The sequence below is a fragment of the Sphingomonas sp. PEI4 genome, from assembly GCF_056679955.1.
This window is the reverse complement of sequence record NZ_CM155258.1, coordinates 3,853,436-3,872,249: the sequence shown is the minus strand read 5'-3', so window position 1 is coordinate 3,872,249 and position 18,814 is coordinate 3,853,436. Positions and strand designations below refer to the sequence as shown.

The following is an 18,814-nucleotide window of genomic DNA, read 5'->3' as shown; positions in this document are numbered from 1 at the left end:
GCGTGGTCGCGCATCACGACTTCACCGCCGCGACACCGGCCAGAGTCCGGACCGATAGTGCACGCCGCAGCGCCGCCGGGGACGCCTTCGAAGCAACAGTCACCGTAACACTCTCCCCCGGCAGCAGATCGAACGCATTGTCCGATGGCGTCGCCTCGACCTTGCCGAAATCTATCCACACCGCGCGCGCCAGCCTGGTCGCGGTCAGCGTCAGTCGATCGCCCTCCCACGTCGCGGTCAGTTCCGGATCGGGTAGCGTCATCGTCTTGGGCGCTGCCGACACCAGCGCGCGCGATGTCACGCGGCCATCAACGAGCAACTCCGCCACGGCAATTGTCCGCGTCGGATCGCCACCCGCGAACAGCGTCGCATCGGGCAGCGTCGCCACCGCCGTCGCGGACAAGGGCGCCAACGTCGCAGCCTCCTCGCGTGTCGCGACGACCTTGCCGTCGACATCGAGCGTCCGCACGCGCCATTTCGCCTCGGTCGGCACCGTCGCGTCGGAGATCAGGCTTACCCTGGTCGCGCCGTCCTTGCGCTCGGCGGCGATCGCCAGCGGCGCATAGAAATGCCGCGCGCGGAATTGCAGCGCCTTCCAGCGGCCGTAATAATCGATGCTGGCCCATGATGCGCCCGGCCAGACGTCGTTGATCTGCCAGAACAGCGATCCCATCGTCACCGGCCGGCACGCACGGTGATGCAGCGCGGCGAGTTCGATCCCCTCGGCCTGCATCACCTGGCTGAGATACACGAACTCCGCGAAGTCGCGCGGCTCGCGGTATTTCTCGCGGATGTAGAACAGCAGCCGGTCGTTGCCCTCGCCCTTGAGGAATTTCTGGTGCGCCTTCATCACCGGCGAGGTCGGCGAGAAGTCGGCGTCGGTCGCGAACGTCCGGATCGTCTTCATCTCGGGCATCGACTGCAGGCCGTATTCGGACATGAATCGCGGGCAACTGTCGAGATAGGCCTCGACCGGTTTCTTGCCGCCCCAGACGTCCCAGTAATGCCGGTCGCCATCGCTATCGATGTCGGGCTTGTCCTCGTAATTGCTGCTCGGCGAGCCCGGCCAGTACACCGCATCCGGATCGCGGCGCTCGGCCGCGTCGCGCAGCACGCGGTCGAAGATCACCGCCATGCCGACGCCGATCCGCTCCTGCTCGTCCGCGCCGACCGCCTTCTTGTACGCGATCCGGTCGGACCAGTTCGCCCAGCCGCTGAGCACTTCGTTGTTGCCCGCCCACATCACGATCGAGGGATGCGCCTGGAGCCGGTCGACCTGTTCCTCCGCCTCGATCCGGACGGTCTCGCGGAAGTCGCGGTCGGGGGGCGTGACGGACCCGCCAAACATGAAGTCCTGCCACACCATCAACCCCATCTGGTCGGCGATGTCGTAGAACGCGTCGTCGAGATAATAGCCGCCGCCCCACACGCGGATCATGTTCATGTTGGCATCGCGCGCGCCGGCCATCACCGTGCGGATCTGGCTCTCGGGCACGCGCGCGGGGAACATGTCGAACGGGATCAGGTTCGCGCCCTTGGCGAACACCGCGATGCCGTTGACGACGAATGCAAACCCACGCCCCTGCGCATCCTTCTCGCGACGCAGTTCGACGGTACGCAGGCCGGTGCGGCGCTGTGCGGTGTCGATCGTCGCGGTACCGTCGGTCAGCGTGGCCTTGACCGTATAGAGCGGTTGCGCGCCATAGCCCGCGGGGAACCAGCGCTGCGGATTGGCGATGCTCACCGGCACCGCGACGTGGCTTGCGCCCGCCGCTACGGTGACGGTGCGTGCCGCCTGTGTCACCTGACCGTCTGGCCCGGTCACCGCGATCTGCACCGTGACGGGACGCTCCTCGCCCGCGACCAGGTCGAGTTCGGCCGACAGCCGCGCCTCGGTCTTGGTCAGCCCTTCCTGCGTCACGCGAAACGCCTCGATCCGCGCGTCGTCCCACGCCTCGATCCGCGCCGGCCGCCATATGCCCTGCGTGACAATCCGGGGACCCCAATCCCAGCCGTACTGGTATTTCGGCTTGCGGATATAGGGCGAGGTCTGCTTGCCCATCGGCTCGTCGCCATAGATCGAATCATATTCGCCGGGCAGCGGATGCGCGGTCTTCAGCACCATCGGCTGCAACGTGCGGATCGGCGATCGGAACGTGACGAGTAACTCGTTCGCGCCGGGCTTGAGCACCGCCTTGACCGGCACGCGCCAGCGCCGATGCGCGTTGTCCGCGGCGAACAGCTTCGTCCCGTTCAGCCGCACCTCGGCAAACGTGTCCAGCCCGTCGAACACGAGGTCGATATGGTCGCGCGCTAGCTGCGCGGCGGTCATGCGCAGGGTCGTGCGATATTGCCAGTCGGTCAGCCCGACCCACTGGATCTTCGCCTCGTTCAGGCCCTTGTACGGATCGGGCACGATCTTCGCGGCCATCAGGTCGGTCTGCGCACTGCCCGGCACGGTCGCGCGGAGCCAGCGTGCCGCCTTGGGATGGGCCTTGGCCGCAGCGGTGTCGGCCGGATCGATCCGCATCGACCAGCCGCTGTCGAGCACGACGCTGGTGCGTGGTGCGGCCCAGACGGGGGTGGCGACGCTGGCAAGCAGCAGCAGAACCGACCAGCGCATCAGTTCTTCTCCGCCAGCTGCATCGCCTCGACCGCGTAGAACGGCGATTCCATCGACGACGTGAATTGCAGGCACACGTCCGCATCCCCCGTCCCCGCCGGCAAGATACCGCGGAACGTCATGCGGGTCGGGCTGTTCGCGGGGTCCGGCAGCGGGAACGTCGCGGCGATCGTGCCGGTGCAACCGCCGGTCCTCATCACCAGCTCGCCATACGCCGTCACCGCATAATGCCGCTGCAACGCCTTCTCGTCATGCGCGAGCCCGTAATGCCGCGGCAGCCGCGCGACATCGACGGTAAAGCTCCGCGCGACGTCGAGCGGTGCGGCCGGATACATCGTGCACGGATCGAAGATGTTGACGTTGAACACCGGCGTGTTCGCCGTCGCCTCCGATGTCAGCGGCACGCGCAGGCCGATCGCCCCGTTGGGGCACGCGACCAGTTCCGAACTCGATCGGTGCAGTAGCGACGCGCGGCTCGTCTCGAACAGCCGCGGCGTCGCGGTCGGGCGACCATCGGTGGTGAAGGCCGCGGCGCGAACGACTATTCCCGGCTTGACCGACAGCGGCGTGGCATACGCCTTCGACCGCGCAGTCGGGACCTTGCCGTCGAGCGTGTAGCGGATCGTGCCATAGCCCGTCTGGGTCGCGAGCTTCACCGACACCTTGTTGCTGCGCAGCGCATCGCCGCGGGTGCCCTGCAAGGTGAAATCGACTGCGAACGCACTGTCCGCAACCGCGATACCGGCGCGTTGATAGCGTCCCATCTGCGGCTCCAGGCGGTCGACGAAGCTTGCGAAATCCCGCGTCTCCTTCGATGACCAGGTGCGTTCGGCGAGCGCCGACAGCCGCGGGAAGGTCGCGTGCTGGACCTGCTGCGGCGTCACCAGATATTCGCTGAACGCATTGATCTGCGCCCCCAGCACGTGTTTCGCCTTGTCGGGCGCGAGGCCCGCGGGCTCGGGTTCGTACGCATAGAGCCGGGCGAGCGTCACGATCGCGTCGCCGTTCGAGATGCGGCCCGGCGGCTCGTCGCTCCGCGTGCTTTGCAAGCTGTCGAGATACAGGATCGGCGCGGGGCTCAGCACGACGTCATGCCCCTGGTTCGCTGCGTCCACGGCCCCCTTCTCGCCGCGCCACGACATCACCGATGCGGACGGCGGCAGCCCGCCTTCGAGGATCTCGTCCCAGCCGATCAGGCGCCGGCCGTGCTTCGCCAGATACTCGCCGAGCTGGTCGATCATCCAGCTCTGCATCTCCATCTCGGTCTTCAGCCCGAGCGCCTTCATCTTCGCCTGCACCGCGGGCGAGCGTTCCCACTGGTCCTTCACCGCCTCGTCACCGCCGAGATGGATGAACTGCGACGGAAACACGTCCATCAGCTCGTCGAGCACGTGCTTGATGAAGGTCATGCTGCGATCCTCGGGGCTGAACAGCCACGGGTTCACGCCCCAGTCGTGCCCAACGGGGGGACGATCGCCGAGCACGCCGACTTCGGCCGGATACGACGCGACCGCCGCCTGCGCGTGGCCGGGCAGGTCGATCTCGGGCATGATCGTGATCGCGCGCTCCTGCGCATACGCGACCAGCGCCTTCAGCTCGGCCTGCGTATAGAACCCGCCGACCTTCTCGCCCGGCGCACCGCCCGCAGACGGCGGCGTGCGCCACGCGCCGATCCGCGTCAGATCGGGATAGCGCTTGATCTCGACGCGCCAGCCCTGATCGTCCGTCAGGTGGAGATGCAACACGTTCATCTTCTGCGCGGCGAGTTGATCGACCATAGCGTACAGCGTCGGCATCGGCACGAAATGCCGGGCCGGATCGATCATCAGCCCGCGCCATTTGAAGCGCGGCGCATCGCGGATCGTCATCGCCGCCAGCGTCACGGGCTTGCCGAACGCCGCATCGGGGCTGAGCAGCTGCGCCAGCGTCATCGCGCCGTGAACAAGGCCGGCATCGCCGCTCGCCGCGATCGTCACGCCCTTTGTATCGACGCTCAGCGTGTAGGCCTCGTCACCCGCTACGCTCGCGTCGCGCACGAAGCGGATCGGGCCGGTGCCCGCGTCGCTCGTGAGCGAGAGCCCGCGCACGACCTTGACCTGCTGGACGAGCAGCTTGGCCGCAGTCGTCGCCCCCGCATCGGTCGCGACGACCCCTGCACCCTCGCCGATCGTCAGCGTGCCAGTCCGGGTCTCGATCGAGGCAGGCCTCGGGATCAGCCTGGGCCCTTCGGCCACCGCCGCGGTCGAGGTCATAAGCAGTGCGAGCACCAAAGGGCGGAGACGGATCATGATGGGTCCTTCGGTAATTGCGCGGGGGCTGGCGGAAACGCGGCAGAGCCAGCCTTGAACGGTTCGTAATCGCGGACGACGCCGCCTGCGCGGGCGCCCTCGGCGGTGAGGATATCGACGGTCACGGTGACCGGCGTAAGTCGGCCGGTCCAGGTTGCCGACACCGTTGCGATGCCGCCGGGTGCGATGACCGGAAGCGCCTGTTCGCCCTCGCCGAGCACCACGCGGTCGCCGCCCATCGCACGCCAGCGCAGCCGCGCGCCGACCAGCGGATAGGACGGCAATGCAGCCTTGGCGGCGCCCGTGACCGTGGCGGTGAAGCCGGTCGGCGTCTCGCCCGCCATCGTCAGGTCGACGCGCGCGGACACCGCGCGGTTGGCGGCTTCCCAGGCGAAATAACTCGGGCGGCGCTGGCGATCCGCGTCGACCAGACCGTGATCGACATAGCCGTCGGCAAGCCCCGCGAAGAGGTTCTTGTTCGAGCGGTAATCCGCATAGCTCCAGAAGATCGCGCCGCCGACCCAGGGCCGCGTCGCAAACGCCGCGAGCTGGTCCTTGAGGTTGTCGGTACGCGCGACATCGGCACTCGCGGAATCGTGCGAGAACGGCCCCGGCCAGCCGAATTCGGAGATTACCAGCATCCGGTCGGGATAGGCCTTGTCGAACGCGTCGAGCCACGGGCCGACCCCGCTCGACGCCCCGCTCCAGCTGCCGAAATAGGCGTTGGCCATCACGAAGTCGGCCTCGACCAGCGCGGGCACGCGTACCGGATGCACCGCGATCTCCGAGTCCGCGAAGGTCACGAAGCGGTCGGGATCGATCGCGTTGATATGCGCCTTCATCGCGCGCACGAACGCGAGCCCTTGCGGCGTCGCGGCCTCGCTCTCGTTCATGACGCTCCACGCGAGCACGCTCGGATGATTGCCGCTCTCGGCGATCATCTCCGCCATCATCGCCTTGGCGCGGACCAGCAGGCGCGGATCTCCGAGTTGTGCCGCCGTCATCTGCCAGATCGGGATTTCGGGGATCAGCAGCATCCCCGCGCGATCCGCCGCGTCGAACACGCTCTGCGGCTGCGGGTAATGCACGGGCCGCGTCAGCGTGACATGCAGCGCATTCAGATCGCGCATGTCGTGCAGGATCGTGCCGCGCGTTTCGGCAGCGCCTTCCCACGGCGAATCCTCGTGCCGGGTAACCCCGGTCAGCCGCACTGCGACACCGTTGACGTACAGTTTCCGGTCGCGGAGCGCGAGCGTGCGCAACCCGACGGTGTCCTCGCGCCGGTCGAGCACCACGCCCTTCTCGTCGCGCAGTTCGGCGACGATGCGGTACAGTTTTCCCGCGCCGATCTGCCACCGCTGTGGCTTGGCGATCGTCAGTGCGGCATCGGGCATAGCGGCCGACGACGCGGCCACCGTTACGCTCTTCACACTGCGCGCGACCTCGCGGCCGTCGGGATCGACCGCGACGGACGTGAGGGAATAGGTATGCGGCCTGGCGTCGACATTCTCGATCGCGACGCTGCTCGTAACCGTCGCGCTGTCGGCGCGCAGGACCTGGCGGATACGCTGGCGGCGGATCAGCCCCCCTTCGGCAATCCGCAGCGACACGTCGCGCGTGATCCCGCCGCTGTGCCACCAGTCGTACCAGACGTTCCCCGAGGCCTGGAGACGCATCGCGTACCCCGGGATCGTCACGAACCCCGGACGGTCGTCGGCAGCGACGACGATGCGGTTCGCGCCCGGCTTCAACACTTTCGAAACGTCGATATCGAACGCGGTATGCCCGCCTTCATGAGTGCCGACGAGCGTCCCGTTCACCCACACCCGCGCGGCGTAGAACACCGCGTCGAAATGCAGTTCGAGATGCTTGACGACGATCGCCTCGGGCACCACCAGCGTCCGTGCATACCAACCGACGCCCTCCGACCCAGCCCCGCGCGACAATGGCCAGCTATGCGGAACCGCAACGCTCTCCGCCCTCGCCGGATCGGCCTCCAGCCACGCCGCCTCAGCCGGCGCGTCCTTCGCCAGCCAGAAGCTCCAGCCCGAATCGAGGTCGATCCGCTCCGCCGCGGCGGGCAGCGGCACGAATATCAGCATCGGCATCAGGACGGCCGAGGCGAACCCGACACCGTAATGCCCGATCCGCTGCAACCTTGCCCTGATACATCCCGATATCATGCGTGCCGTCGTACTTCCGTCGAGGAGGGAGGCGCGCCGTTTCCGACGCGCCCAGACGTCACATCCGGAACGATACCGATGCCGCAAACGTGCGACCGTTCTTGTAGAACGCGGTCGGGCGATCGCGCGTCCCGTTATATTGGAGATAGGTCGCGTCGAGCAGGTTCTGCGCGTTGACCGACAGCGTGATTGCCGGCGTGATGTTGAACCCGGCCGAGAAGTCGAGCTGGTTGTACGGTGCCACCATCTCACGCGAGCCGAGGCGCCCGATCGTCCGGAAATAGGCGGTACGGTAGTTGTAGCTCAAGCGTGCCTGGAACGGGCCGCTCTCGAAATACGGAATGATGTTGACCGTATGCTTCGACAGATAGGGCAGGTTGAGCTCGGCGCCGGTCACGTCGATCGAGGACGTGCTGCTGTCCTGGTACGAATAGTTCGCCTGGAGACCAAACCCGCCCCAGATTTCGGCCTGGCCCGAGACGAGCGCGCCGTTGACCTTGGCCTTGGCGCCGTTGATCGGCTGGCTGACGTTGTACGTCATGATCCGGTTCTGCAGCGCGTTGAAATAATCGACGTTCTGGCGCGAGCTGATGATGTAGTTCTTGATGTCGCGACGGAACAGCTCGACCGCGAGCAGCGTGCCCGCGCGCGGATACCACTCGGCGGTCAGTTCGTAGTTGGTCGATTCATACGGCTTGAGGTTCGGGTTGCCGCCGCCGCCATCCAGCGTCGTGTCGTTGAGCGAGGTCGCCGCGGCCAGATCCTGATAGCGTGGTCGCGAAATCACTTTTGCCACTGCGCCGCGGATGATCACCTGCGGCGTCACCGAATAGGCGACGTTCAGGCTCGGCAGGAACTTCATGTAATCGGTCGAGGTCCGCGTCGGCACCGGCTGAGGGTTTACGACCCCGCTCGGCGTCGTCGCGAAGTTCGAGACGTCGCGGGTGTAGACCAGACGGCCACCGATGTTGCCGCGGAAACCGCCCTGGTCGAAATTGGCCTGTGCATAGGAGGCGATGACCGTCTCCTTGACCTTGGTCGATGCGCCGACCTTGGTCACCAGCGGGCTGTTGATCGCACCTTCGAGGATATCGATCACCGACTGCTCGGGCAGGTTCAGATAGCTGGTGGCGTTGCCGAGGCCGCCGCTGCCCTCGAAGGCACCGCCCGGCGTGATCGTCGCAGGAACGCCGAGCTGGGCGATCGTCTGCGAGCTGGTCAGATACGTGTTGATGCCCCGCGCGTCGATCTTGTTGACGTGGTCGGTCACGCGGCTGCCGAGCAGGATCTCCGTGAACGGCCCGAACTGGACCGGGATGGTCGCGTCGTAGCCACCGAAGATGTCGCGGTCGGTGGTGACGCTAAAGTCCTGCCCACCGATCTGCGCGGCGTTCAGCTGCGTCCCGTTGATGACGACCGGACGGCCTTCGATCTGCGCGGGATTGTTGTTCGGGTTGGTGAAATAGTTGGCCGGGTTGGTCTGGTCGCCGACGAAGTTCACGGTCGCAGTCGTGTCCGTGAACGCATAGCTGTAGGGCAGCCGGGTCTGGACGTTGAACAGATATTCCGGGTTACGCCCGCCGGTCGCCTTGCTCCAGCCACCCGCGAACGACACCTTGCTACCGCCATCACCCTCGTAATCGGCGAAGAAGTTGAGGTTGTCGGTCTTGAGCTTGGTCTTGCGCACCAGCGTGTCGAGCTGTGCGCTCTGGCCGTTCGCGGCGCCGAACGACGCACCGGTGACGACGCCGTTGCTGATCGTCGCCGACTGCAGCACGTCGCCGGTCCACGCGCCGGGGATCGTGTACATCGACTGGCTGTAGTTGTTGTAGTTGCCGTCGATGTGCAGGCCGTTGAGCGTTAAGGTCAGATCGGACGAAGGGCGGTACTGCACCGTCCCCGACACGCTCTTGCGCTCACGAGTCTGCTGGAAATACGCGTAGTTGATGCCGAACGGCGACGCTGCATTGTACAGGTCGGCGATGGTGCCGCCGGTGATGGTCGCGCCAGGGTTCTTCAGGCTCAGCGTTCCGTCCTGTGCGCGGTTGACGAACGGGCTGCTGCGCGTGCCGTCAGCATTCGGCGCGACATTGTCGTACCCGAAGAACTCGACGCCCGAACGGGTCATGCTCTGCTTGTCGTAGGTGCCGGCGATCAGCACGCCGAACGTCTCGTCCTTGTTCTTCCAGCTATACAGGCCCGAACCGCGGACGTTACCCTTGTCGGCGCGGTCGTTGTACGAATAGCCGCCCGACGCGAAGATCGCGTTGGCCTTGAGCTCGAGCGGACGACGCGTGCGGACGATCACCGTACCGCCGAGGCTGCCCTCCTCGATGCGCGGCTCGGGCGACTTGTAGACCTCGAGGCGATCGACCAGTTCGGGCGCGAGCAGCGAATAGTTGAAGGTACGGCTCGACGGATCGTTGTCGTTGCCACCCCAGTCGGCCGAGGCGAGCGCGTGACCGTCGAGCAGCATGCGGTTGAGCGCAGGGTCGGTACCGAGGATCGCGACCTTCTCGCCTTCGCCGAAGCGACGATCGATGCTGACGCCGGGAATATGCGAGAGGGACTCAGCCACGTTGCGATCGGGGAACTTGCCGATGTCCTCGGCCGAGATCACGTCGACGACGGCGTTGGCGTTGCGCTTGACCGCAATCGCGCTGCGCAGGCTGCCGCGGATACCGGTGACGACGATGTCCTGGCCATCGCCTTCGCCGGTTACGCCGGGTGCGGCCGCGACTGGTGCGGATGAGACTTGCGTATCGCTGCCTGCGGGAGCCGCGGACGGCACGGGCGCGGTTTGCGCATCCGCCGCCCAAGCGGAAAACGGTGCCGCCAGACCGAATACTGCTGCGCTCGATGCCAGCAAGACCTGCTTACGAAAAACCATCGTCAAATCCCCTTCCCATTGACGCCGCAGCGCCACCCCGATCCGGACCGCAATCCGCACCCATCGACCGTCCAACCACTTGGTACTGCTTTGGTACCCGTCACCGTCGCGTGGTATCGGTAATGTATAACCAATTCGATCACGGAATCTATCAGGAAATTACAGTTCAATGACGGATCGGCACCACGCGGACAGCGCTCAAAAAATTGCCGCAGTTCAATATCTTGCCTGCAAGCCCACTGGATTTGGGACGCTTTGTTCCAACCGATCAGCCATTTAACCGAATTGTTTTTCTTGCTTGGCACGTGCGCTTTTGCCGTTGAACGATAAGTAGCGATCGGCCAGACGTAATATTATTACGACCAGTCGAAGGCGACACGATGACCCTTGAAATCTGCGTGGACGATATCGGCGGACTCGATGCTGCCATAACGGGCGGCGCCGATCGTATCGAACTTTGCGCCGCGCTGGCATTGGGCGGTCTTACCCCGCCCCCGTCGCTGATCGCGGCCGCGCGGACCGCTCCCATACCGGTCCACATGCTGGTTCGCCCACGCGCAGGAGGTTTTCGCTACAATGCGAGGGAACGCGAGCAACTGGCCGCGGACATAACCGCCGCAGCCGAAGCCGGACTCGCAGGGATTGCCATCGGTGCCAGCACTGAGAACCGTACACTCGACGAACCCCTGTTAGCGGATCTCGTGCGACATGCCGAAGCGCAGGGAGCAAAGCGCAAAGCCCGACTTTCCCTAACGCTTCACCGCGCTTTCGACCTGTCTCCTGATCTACCTGCCGCACTCGACACAGCCATCGAACTGGGCTTCGACCGCGTCCTGACCTCAGGCGGCGAGCCGCACGCGCTCGACGGCCTCGCGACACTCGAAATGCTTCACCGGCACGCCGAGGGTCGGATTCTCGTCCTTGCTGGCAGCGGCATAGACGCGAGCAACGCAGCGCTCTTTCTCAAGGTCGGACTACGCGAACTTCATGCCTCCTGCGGGAGCAACAAAGACGCAGCGGGATCTGACGACGAGGCACGCGAACGCCTTTTCGGCTTCGTCGCGGCCGGCCATCGGCACACCGATGTGCGGCGCGTGCGGGAGTTGAAAGCGGTTCTAACGGCGTTCGACCGTCAAGCGGCTTGAACAATACCAATACATAACGTATCCCACTTCTCTGCCCGCTCGGATTTCTTCGAAGTTCGTGCCGGCATCATCGAAAGTCGCCCTCATGTCCTTTTCAGCGAGCATTGGCAGGTTCCGGGACGGCAACCCCGCGCCATTGTACGTTCAGCTCCAGCAGCTGATCCGTGACGCGATCAACCGCAACGTGCTGGCGAAGGACGATGCGCTGCCTGCCGAGCGCGATCTTGCCGTAGAATATGATGTCTCGCGGATCACCGTGCGCAAGGCGATCGGCGGGCTGGTCGAAGAAGGCCTGCTCACGCGCCGGAGAGGCGCCGGCACGTTCGTTGCGACCCGCGTCGAGAAGAACTTCTCCAAGCTGTCGTCCTTTTCGGAGGACATGATTTCACGCGGGCGTACGCCGAGCAGCGTTTGGGTCAGCCGTACGATCGGCATGGTGACGCCCGAGGAATCACTGTCGCTGGGACTGTCGCCGGGCTCTGCGGTGTTCCGGTTCCAGCGCATCCGCTACGCCGACGACGTGCCGATGGCGCTCGAGTACACCACGATCGCGGGCTATTGCCTGCCCTCGATCGACGCCGTGCAGGACTCGCTGTACGAAGCGCTCGAGGCGGCGGGCAATCGCCAGGTGCGCGCACTCCAACGCCTGCGCGCCGTTCATTTCAGCCCTGAGCACGCCAAGATGCTCGGCGTCGATGCAGGCCATGCCGGCCTGTTCATCGAACGCCGCGGCTTCCTGCGCGACGGCCGGGCGGCCGAATTCACGCAATCCTATTACCGTGGCGACGCGTACGACCTCGTCGCCGAACTGAACGACATCTGACGCCGGCGCACGGGCGCCGGCCGGGGGGCTTACCGTGACCGAGACGATACAAGACCGAAGCGAAGACGTGTCCGCGACGCGGGATGAAACGCCGACGCTGATGTTCAGCGAAGCCGCCGACGCCGCCGATGCGGTCGCACGGTTGCTGGCCGCAAACCGCGATGCGCTGGCGACGCTCGGCGAGCGGTTGCGCAACGCACCGCCAGCCGTAGTCGTGACGTGCGCGCGCGGATCGTCGGATCACGCGGCGACCTATGGCAAATACCTGATCGAGACTCTGCTCGGCGTTCCGGTAGCGTCCGCTGCGCCATCGGTATCGTCGGTCTATGCGGCACCGATGGCGCCGGGCACCGCGCTGGTCATCGCGGTCTCGCAGAGCGGTCGGAGTCCCGATCTTCTCGCGACCGTCAGTGCCTATCGGAGCGCAGGCGCGCACGTCGTCGCATTCGTCAACGACGAGAGTTCGCCGCTCGCGGAGATGGCCGACACGATGATCGCGCTGAAGGCGGGACCGGAACGTTCGGTCGCGGCGACCAAATCCTATATCTGCGCGCTCGCGGCGTTCGCAGGCCTGACCGCGGCCTGGTCGCAGAACGATGCGCTGGCCAAGGCGGTCGATACGTTGCCCGATATGCTGACGCTCGCGTTCGGCGCGAACTGGACGTCGATGGTCGATGCGCTCGCCGACGCCAACAACCTGTTCGTGATCGGTCGCGGCTATGGTTACGGAATCGCGCAGGAAGCCGCGTTGAAGCTCAAGGAAACATGCGCTCTGCATGCCGAGGCGTTCAGCGCCGCCGAGGTGCGCCACGGACCGATGGCGATCGTCAACGACGGCTTCCCGGTGATCGCGTTCGCCACGTCCGATGCGGCCGGCGACGGCGTGCGCGAGGCCGCCGCCGAGTTCAGCGCACGCGGCGCGGTCGTCTGCCTCGCGGATGCGAAGGCGAACGGCGAAACCGATCCGGTCGCGTTCACCGCGCATCCGGCGATCGAACCGATCCTCATGATCCAGAGCTTCTACCGGATGGCCAACGCCCTTTCGCTGCGCCGCGGGCTCGACCCCGACGCGCCGCTCCACCTCAGCAAGGTCACGAAGACGGTATGAGTTCGCTGAAGATGGATTTCGTAAACGGCACGATCGTCGCCGCCGACACACTGCTGAACGGCGCGACCATCACGATCGACGGGGACCGGATCGTCTCGATCGCCGCATCCGAGCGCGTGACATCCGACGCGATAGACCTCCGGGGCGGCTGGCTGGTCCCCGGCTTCGTCGATACGCAGGTGAACGGCGGCGGCGGCGTTCTGCTGAACGACCAACCCACCGTCGAGGGTATCGCAGCGATCGGTGCCGCGCATGCGCCGTACGGCACGACCGCGTTCATGCCGACGCTGATCAGCGACACGCCCGACGTGATCGAGGCGACTCTCGACGCCATGGACGCCGCGATCCTGGCGGGGGTACCCGGCGTGGTCGGCGCGCACATCGAAGGACCCTGGATCAACCCGTCGCGCAAGGGCATCCACGATCCGACGAAGTTCCGGCTGCTCGACGATGCGATGATCGAGTTGCTGATCCGCCCCCGCAGGGGCCGCGTGATGGTAACGCTCGCGCCCGAACTGACCGACGCAGCGTCGATCGCACGGCTGGTTGCGGGCGGCGTGATCGTCAGCGCCGGCCATACCGACGCGGATTACGAGACGATCATCGGCGCGGTCGGCGCTGGCCTGACCGGCATCACGCACCTGTTCAACGCGATGTCGCCGCTGCTCCACCGTGCGCCGGGCGTGGTCGGTGCCGCTCTCGACGATCGCCATGTCTATTGCGGGCTGATCGCCGATGGTCTCCACGTCCATGACGCGGCGCTCCGCCTGGCGCTCAACGCCCGGCCCCACGATCGCCTGATGCTGGTCAGCGACGCGATGCCGTCGGTCGGGGCGGTCGACAAGGATTTCCGCCTGCAAGGCCGCCTGATCCATGTCGAGGACGGCAAATGCTTCGGCGAGGATGGGACACTCGCAGGCTCCGACCTCGACATGGCCGGTGCCGTCCGCAATTTCGTCGCGCGGACGCATGCCGATGTGCCCGCCGCAGCGGCGATGGCAGCGACCAACCCCGCCGCCTTCCTCGGCCTCGGCCATGAACGCGGCGCGCTCGCCCCCGGCTTGCGCGCCGACTGGGTCGCCCTCACCGCCGACCTGCGGCCCGCGGGCACATGGATCGGCGGCCAACTGGTCGCAGGCAGGACGTAACGCCATGAAGCCTATCATCCTGACGTCGCCCCTCCAGGGCTGGGCATCGCCACTCGAGGCGGTCCCCGACCCGGTCTTTGCCGAACGGATGATGGGCGACGGGATCGCCGTCGATCCGACCGGCGATTGCCTGCACGCACCGTGCGACGCGGTCGTGCTGAGCGTCCATGCCAGCGGCCACGCGATCACGCTGCGTACCCCCGAGGGCGCCGATATCCTGATGCATATCGGGCTCGATACGGTGGCGCTCGGTGGGCGCGGGTTCACGCCTTGCGTGACGGAGGGCGCGACGGTGCAGCGGCTCGATCCGCTGATCAGGTTCGATCTCGACCTGCTGGTCTGCGAGGCGCGGGCGGTGATCACGCCGGTGATCGTCACCAATCCCGAGCGCTTCACCATCGTCCGCCGCGAGACCGACCGACTGGTCGGCGTCGGCGGGGCGATGATGACGCTCGAACCACGCGATTCAGCCGACGTCGCCGTGGTCGAAGGCGACACCGTCCGCCGCACGATCGTCGTGCCGCTGGTCCACGGCATCCACGCCCGTCCCGCCGCGCGGATCGGCGAGAGCGCGCGGAAGTTCGTGTCCGAGGTCAAGATTTCCAAGGACGCCCCCGTCGAGGCAGATCGGCGCGAAGGTAACGTACGCAGCCCCGTCGCGCTGATGGCGCTGGGGATAAAACTCGGCGACGAGATCACGATCTCGGCCACGGGCCCAGACGCAGTCGACGCGCTCGCGGCGATCGGCGACCTGATCCTCGGCGGCATGGGCGAGAAAGCGGGATCTGCCCCAACCGCGCCCGTGTTCCCCCGCGAAGGCGGGGGCGCAGGAACCACGAACGATGGCGCTGCTGGGTCCTGGGCCCCCGCCTTCGCGGGGGAACGGGGAGTTGCGAGCGCGAAGGTTCTGACTCTACCCGCCGACGGCCGCCTCCCCGGTGTCACCGCCTCCCCCGGCATCGCAATCGGTCAGGCAGGGCTCTTCCGTCTCGCCGAGATCGCCGTGACCCGCGAAGGGGCCGAAGCGACCACCGAACGCGCTGCGCTCGATGCGGCGCTCGCCACCGTCACCACGCGCCTCGCCACCAAATCGGCGACCGCGACCGGCGCCGAACGCGCGATCCTCACCGCGCACACCGCGCTGCTCGACGACCCGACCCTGACCGCCGCCGCGCATGCCGCGATCGCGCAAGGCGACAGCGCCGCCTACGCCTGGCGCACCGCGATCCGCGCACAGGCCGACGCGCTGCACGCGACCGGTGACGCCCGTCTGGCCGAGCGCGCCGACGACATGCTCGATCTCGAACGCCAGGTGCTGCGCGCACTCGCCGGCGAAGACCTCGACGAACGCCTGAGCTTCCCGCCCGGCACGATATTGCTGGCGGACGACCTGCTCCCCTCGCATCTGCTCGGCCTCGAAACAGCATCGATCGTCGGCTTCTGCGTCGAGCGCGGCGGGCCGACCTCGCACGTCGCGATCCTCGCCGCGACGATGGGGTTGCCGGCGCTCGTCGCGGTCGGCCCAGCGCTCGCCGAGATCACCGCGGGTACGCCGCTGATCCTGGACGCCGGCGCAGGCCTGCTCCACGTCGCGCCCGATGCCGAGACGCTGGCGACCGCGCAAACCGCGTACGACGCCCAAACCGAACGGCGCCGCGCCGCGCTCGCCAACGCCGCGCGCGAATGCCGCACGCAGGACGGCGTCCGGATCGAGGCATTCGCCAATCTCGGCTCGGCTGACGATGCCGAGGTCGCCGTCCGCAACGGCGCGGAAGGCTGCGGCCTCCTCCGCACCGAATTCCTGTTCCTCGAACGTGACAGCGCCCCCAGCGTCGAGGAGCAGACCGCCGATTACCAGCGCATTGCCGACACGCTCGACGGTCGCCCGCTGATCGTCCGCCTGCTCGACATCGGTGGCGACAAGCCCGCGCCCTACCTCCCGATCGCCGCGGAGGAGAACCCGGCGCTGGGCCTGCGCGGCATCCGCGTCGGTCTCGCCCACCCCGAGATGCTCGACGCACAGTTGCGCGCGATCCTCGCGGTCCGTCCTGCCGGCCAGTGCCGCATCATGGTGCCGATGATCGCGAGCCTCGGCGAACTCCGCGCCGTCCGCACCGCACTCGACGCCGCTGCCGCCGCCACCGGCCACACCGAACATGTCGCGCTCGGCATCATGATCGAGACTCCCGCCGCCGCAGTCACCGCCGACCTGCTCGCCAGCGAGGCCGACTTCCTGTCGATCGGCACCAACGACCTGACGCAATACGCACTCGCGATGGACCGCGGCAATCCGGCGGTAGCAAGCGACCTCGACGGGCTCCACCCCGCCGTGCTGCGCCTGATCGCGCGGACCTGCGAGGGCGGCGCGGTCCACGGCAAATGGACCGGCGTGTGCGGCGGTCTCGCCTCCGATCCGCTCGCCGTACCGATCCTGATCGGCCTCGGCGTCACCGAACTCTCGTCCGCACCCGCACTCGTGCCCGAGATCAAGGCGCTGGTCGCGACGCTCACGATCGACGCCTGCCGCGCGCATGCCGCGGCGGCGATGAACTGTATTTCAGCCGCGGACGTGCGAACGCTCGCCCGGAGTTTCCGCCCATGAAGTCCGTGCTCGAAGCCCTACAGCCACTCGGCCGCGCGCTCATGCTGCCGATCGCGGTGCTTCCCGTCGCCGGCCTGTTGCTGCGCCTCGGCCAACCCGATCTGCTCGACATTGCGGTGCTCAGCGCGGCGGGCGATGCGATCTTCTCGCATCTCGGCCTGCTCTTCGCGATCGGCGTTGCCACCGGCTTCGCTCGCGACGGCAACGGCGCCGCGTGTCTCGCGGGCGTGGTCTGCTACCTCGTCACCACGCAGGGCGCGCAAGCCCTGATGACCGTCCCCGCCGACGCGCTGAAAGGCCTGACCGGCGACACGATCGCACTCGCCGCTGCGGCGTGGAAGGCTAAGGCGATCGCCCGGCTCGACGTGCCGATCGGCATCATTTCCGGCCTGATCGGCGGCAGTTTCTACAACCGCTTCTCGGCGATCGCGCTGCCCGAATATCTCGCCTTCTTCGGCGGCCGCCGGTTCGTGCCGATCGTCAGCGGCGTGGCGGGGCTCGCGCTCGGGCTGGTCGTCGGCCTCGGCTTCGGCGCGCTGAGCACGGGCATCGACGGCCTCAGCTACGGGATCAGCGGCGCGGGCGGGTTCGGCCTGTTCGCATTCGGGCTACTCAACCGCCTGCTGCTGGTCACCGGGCTTCACCATCTGCTCAACAACATCGTCTGGTTCGTCGCGGGCGATTACCAAGGCACCACGGGCGATCTCCGCCGCTTCTTCGCCGGCGATCCGACCGCAGGCGTGTTCATGGCCGGGTTCTTCCCGGTGATGATGTTCGGCCTGCCTGCCGCGTGCCTGGCGATGTACCACGCCGCGCTGCCCGAGCGACGCAAGGCGGTCGGCGGGATGTTGCTGAGCCTCGCGCTCACGTCCGCGCTGACCGGCGTGACCGAGCCGATTGAGTTCAGCTTCATGTTCCTCGCGCCCGTGCTGTACGCGATCCACGCGGTGCTGACCGGCGTGTCGATGGTGCTGATGGATGCGCTCGGCGTGAAATTGGGCTTCGGCTTTTCCGCAGGGCTGTTCGATTACGTGCTGAACTACGGCAAGGCGACCAAGCCGCTTCTGCTGCTCCCGGTCGGCTTCGCCTATGCGGCGATCTATTACGTCCTGTTCCGTACCGTCATCAAGCGCCTCGACCTCCCCACGCCGGGCCGTGAGCGCGACGCGCCTGTCGCGGTAGCACCCGTCGCCAGGAGCGAACGCGGGGCAGCCTTTGCCGCAGCGCTGGGTGGCGCCGCCAACCTCACCAGCGTCGGCGCGTGCACGACACGGTTGCGGCTGATCGTCGCGGATCAGACGCGCGTCGACGAGGCACGCCTGAAGGCACTCGGCGCCCGCGGCCTGATCCGCCCTTCGGCCAACGCGCTCCAGATCGTGCTCGGGCCGATCGCCGACTCGGTAGCGGTCGAGATTCGCGACGCGATCGCCGCCGGTGCTCCCGCCACCGTGGCGACAACCACGACAGGCCCCGCGATCACGCCCGATATCGCGTTGACGCCGGCGACGCTGGCGGCGCTCGGCGGCGCAGCCAACCTACACGCTGCGACGATGCACGGCACCCGGTTGCGCATTCGCCTCGAGGACGCCGACCAGATCTCGACGTCAGCGCTCGAGGCACTCGGGATCCAGGCCATCGCGCGCCCTGCCCCCGGTCTGCTGCATCTGCTGATGGTGACGGATGCAGCCATCGTCGAGCACCCTCGGTCATAAGACCCGGAGGTATCCGCCGACCCGGATCTCGGCCAACGAGACACGCGTGCGGGCCAGCCTGCTCGCGGGACGTCGTCGGGGTGGCCGGGGTTACCGAAAAGCGCGGTGCGGGCATCGGTTGCATCGGTCAGGCGGGCGCGGCAAACGTGCTACGAGCCTGATTACGGGGGTCGTGCGGCGCTTCGGTGAACGACGAAACCGGCGTCACACAAGCATCCGTACCGGCAAAGACCTCTACCCAATCGTCGCGCGACCGTTCCGCAAACCGCATGGCGAGGCGGCCGCCAAGTCC

The 18,814-nt window shown here is 67.0% G+C and carries 11 protein-coding genes; 6 read left to right on the top strand and 5 right to left on the bottom strand.

The features are described 5' to 3' along the window. Positions 1–13 precede the first annotated feature (13 nt). From AC1MLZ_RS17955 to AC1MLZ_RS17940, 4 genes are read right to left on the bottom strand one after another with little or no spacing between them, the layout of a single operon-like run. The gene (locus AC1MLZ_RS17955; protein WP_480959670.1) at positions 14–2,623 is read right to left on the bottom strand and encodes a beta-mannosidase; all 2,610 of its coding nucleotides are present in this window, start codon (positions 2,621–2,623) and stop codon (positions 14–16) included. Continuing rightward, the gene (locus AC1MLZ_RS17950) at positions 2,623–4,911 is read right to left on the bottom strand and encodes a beta-N-acetylhexosaminidase (protein WP_480959669.1); all 2,289 of its coding nucleotides are present in this window, start codon (positions 4,909–4,911) and stop codon (positions 2,623–2,625) included. The genes AC1MLZ_RS17955 and AC1MLZ_RS17950 overlap by 1 nt, the downstream gene beginning before the upstream one ends. Then, positions 4,908–7,094, bottom strand: a complete 2,187-nt coding sequence (locus AC1MLZ_RS17945; RefSeq protein WP_480959668.1) for a glycoside hydrolase family 2 protein — start codon at positions 7,092–7,094, stop codon at positions 4,908–4,910. The genes AC1MLZ_RS17950 and AC1MLZ_RS17945 overlap by 4 nt, the downstream gene beginning before the upstream one ends. A gap of 58 nt (positions 7,095–7,152) precedes the next feature. Next, entirely contained in the window at positions 7,153–9,984 is a 2,832-nt protein-coding gene (locus tag AC1MLZ_RS17940; protein WP_480959667.1) for a TonB-dependent receptor, read from the bottom strand. Between the two features lie 380 nt (positions 9,985–10,364). On the opposite strand from AC1MLZ_RS17940, the gene AC1MLZ_RS17935 reads away from it, so the two are divergent. From AC1MLZ_RS17935 to nagE, 6 genes are all read left to right on the top strand, one after another. Continuing rightward, positions 10,365–11,129, top strand: a complete 765-nt coding sequence (locus AC1MLZ_RS17935) for a copper homeostasis protein CutC (protein ID WP_480959666.1) — start codon at positions 10,365–10,367, stop codon at positions 11,127–11,129. An 85-nt stretch (positions 11,130–11,214) separates the two neighbouring features. Beyond that, positions 11,215–11,952, top strand: a complete 738-nt coding sequence (locus tag AC1MLZ_RS17930; protein ID WP_480959665.1) for a GntR family transcriptional regulator — start codon at positions 11,215–11,217, stop codon at positions 11,950–11,952. A 100-nt stretch (positions 11,953–12,052) separates the two neighbouring features. Beyond that, complete coding sequence (locus tag AC1MLZ_RS17925; RefSeq protein WP_480961602.1) at positions 12,053–13,060, top strand: SIS domain-containing protein; 1,008 nt, start codon at positions 12,053–12,055, stop codon at positions 13,058–13,060. Next, positions 13,057–14,208 carry an N-acetylglucosamine-6-phosphate deacetylase gene (gene nagA / locus AC1MLZ_RS17920; protein ID WP_480959664.1) on the top strand — a complete coding sequence of 384 codons (1,152 nt, stop codon included), beginning with the start codon at positions 13,057–13,059 and terminating at the stop codon, positions 14,206–14,208. Before AC1MLZ_RS17925 ends, nagA begins: the two co-directional genes overlap by 4 nt. Positions 14,209–14,212: 4 nt before the next feature. Next, positions 14,213–16,810 carry a phosphoenolpyruvate--protein phosphotransferase gene (gene ptsP, locus AC1MLZ_RS17915; RefSeq protein WP_480959663.1) on the top strand — a complete coding sequence of 866 codons (2,598 nt, stop codon included), beginning with the start codon at positions 14,213–14,215 and terminating at the stop codon, positions 16,808–16,810. Further along, entirely contained in the window at positions 16,807–18,522 is a 1,716-nt protein-coding gene (nagE, locus tag AC1MLZ_RS17910) for an N-acetylglucosamine-specific PTS transporter subunit IIBC (protein WP_480959662.1), read from the top strand. The genes ptsP and nagE overlap by 4 nt, the downstream gene beginning before the upstream one ends. 127 nt (positions 18,523–18,649) lie before the next feature. Here nagE and AC1MLZ_RS17905 read toward each other — a convergent pair whose 3' ends face one another. Continuing rightward, on the bottom strand, positions 18,650–18,793 hold the full coding sequence (locus tag AC1MLZ_RS17905) for a hypothetical protein (protein WP_480959661.1): 144 nt from the start codon (positions 18,791–18,793) through the stop codon (positions 18,650–18,652). Between the last annotated feature and the right edge of the window lie 21 nt (positions 18,794–18,814).

Coding starts and splice junctions, on each gene's coding strand:
- AC1MLZ_RS17955 (WP_480959670.1), bottom strand. CDS start 2,623: ATGCGCTGGTCGGTTCTGCTGCTGCTTGCCAGCGTCGCCACCCCCGTC.
- AC1MLZ_RS17950 (WP_480959669.1), bottom strand. CDS start 4,911: ATGATCCGTCTCCGCCCTTTGGTGCTCGCACTGCTTATGACCTCGACC.
- AC1MLZ_RS17945 (WP_480959668.1), bottom strand. CDS start 7,094: ATGATATCGGGATGTATCAGGGCAAGGTTGCAGCGGATCGGGCATTAC.
- AC1MLZ_RS17940 (WP_480959667.1), bottom strand. CDS start 9,984: ATGGTTTTTCGTAAGCAGGTCTTGCTGGCATCGAGCGCAGCAGTATTC.
- AC1MLZ_RS17935 (WP_480959666.1), top strand. CDS start 10,365: ATGACCCTTGAAATCTGCGTGGACGATATCGGCGGACTCGATGCTGCC.
- AC1MLZ_RS17930 (WP_480959665.1), top strand. CDS start 11,215: ATGTCCTTTTCAGCGAGCATTGGCAGGTTCCGGGACGGCAACCCCGCG.
- AC1MLZ_RS17925 (WP_480961602.1), top strand. CDS start 12,053: ATGTTCAGCGAAGCCGCCGACGCCGCCGATGCGGTCGCACGGTTGCTG.
- nagA (WP_480959664.1), top strand. CDS start 13,057: ATGAGTTCGCTGAAGATGGATTTCGTAAACGGCACGATCGTCGCCGCC.
- ptsP (WP_480959663.1), top strand. CDS start 14,213: ATGAAGCCTATCATCCTGACGTCGCCCCTCCAGGGCTGGGCATCGCCA.
- nagE (WP_480959662.1), top strand. CDS start 16,807: ATGAAGTCCGTGCTCGAAGCCCTACAGCCACTCGGCCGCGCGCTCATG.
- AC1MLZ_RS17905 (WP_480959661.1), bottom strand. CDS start 18,793: ATGCGGTTTGCGGAACGGTCGCGCGACGATTGGGTAGAGGTCTTTGCC.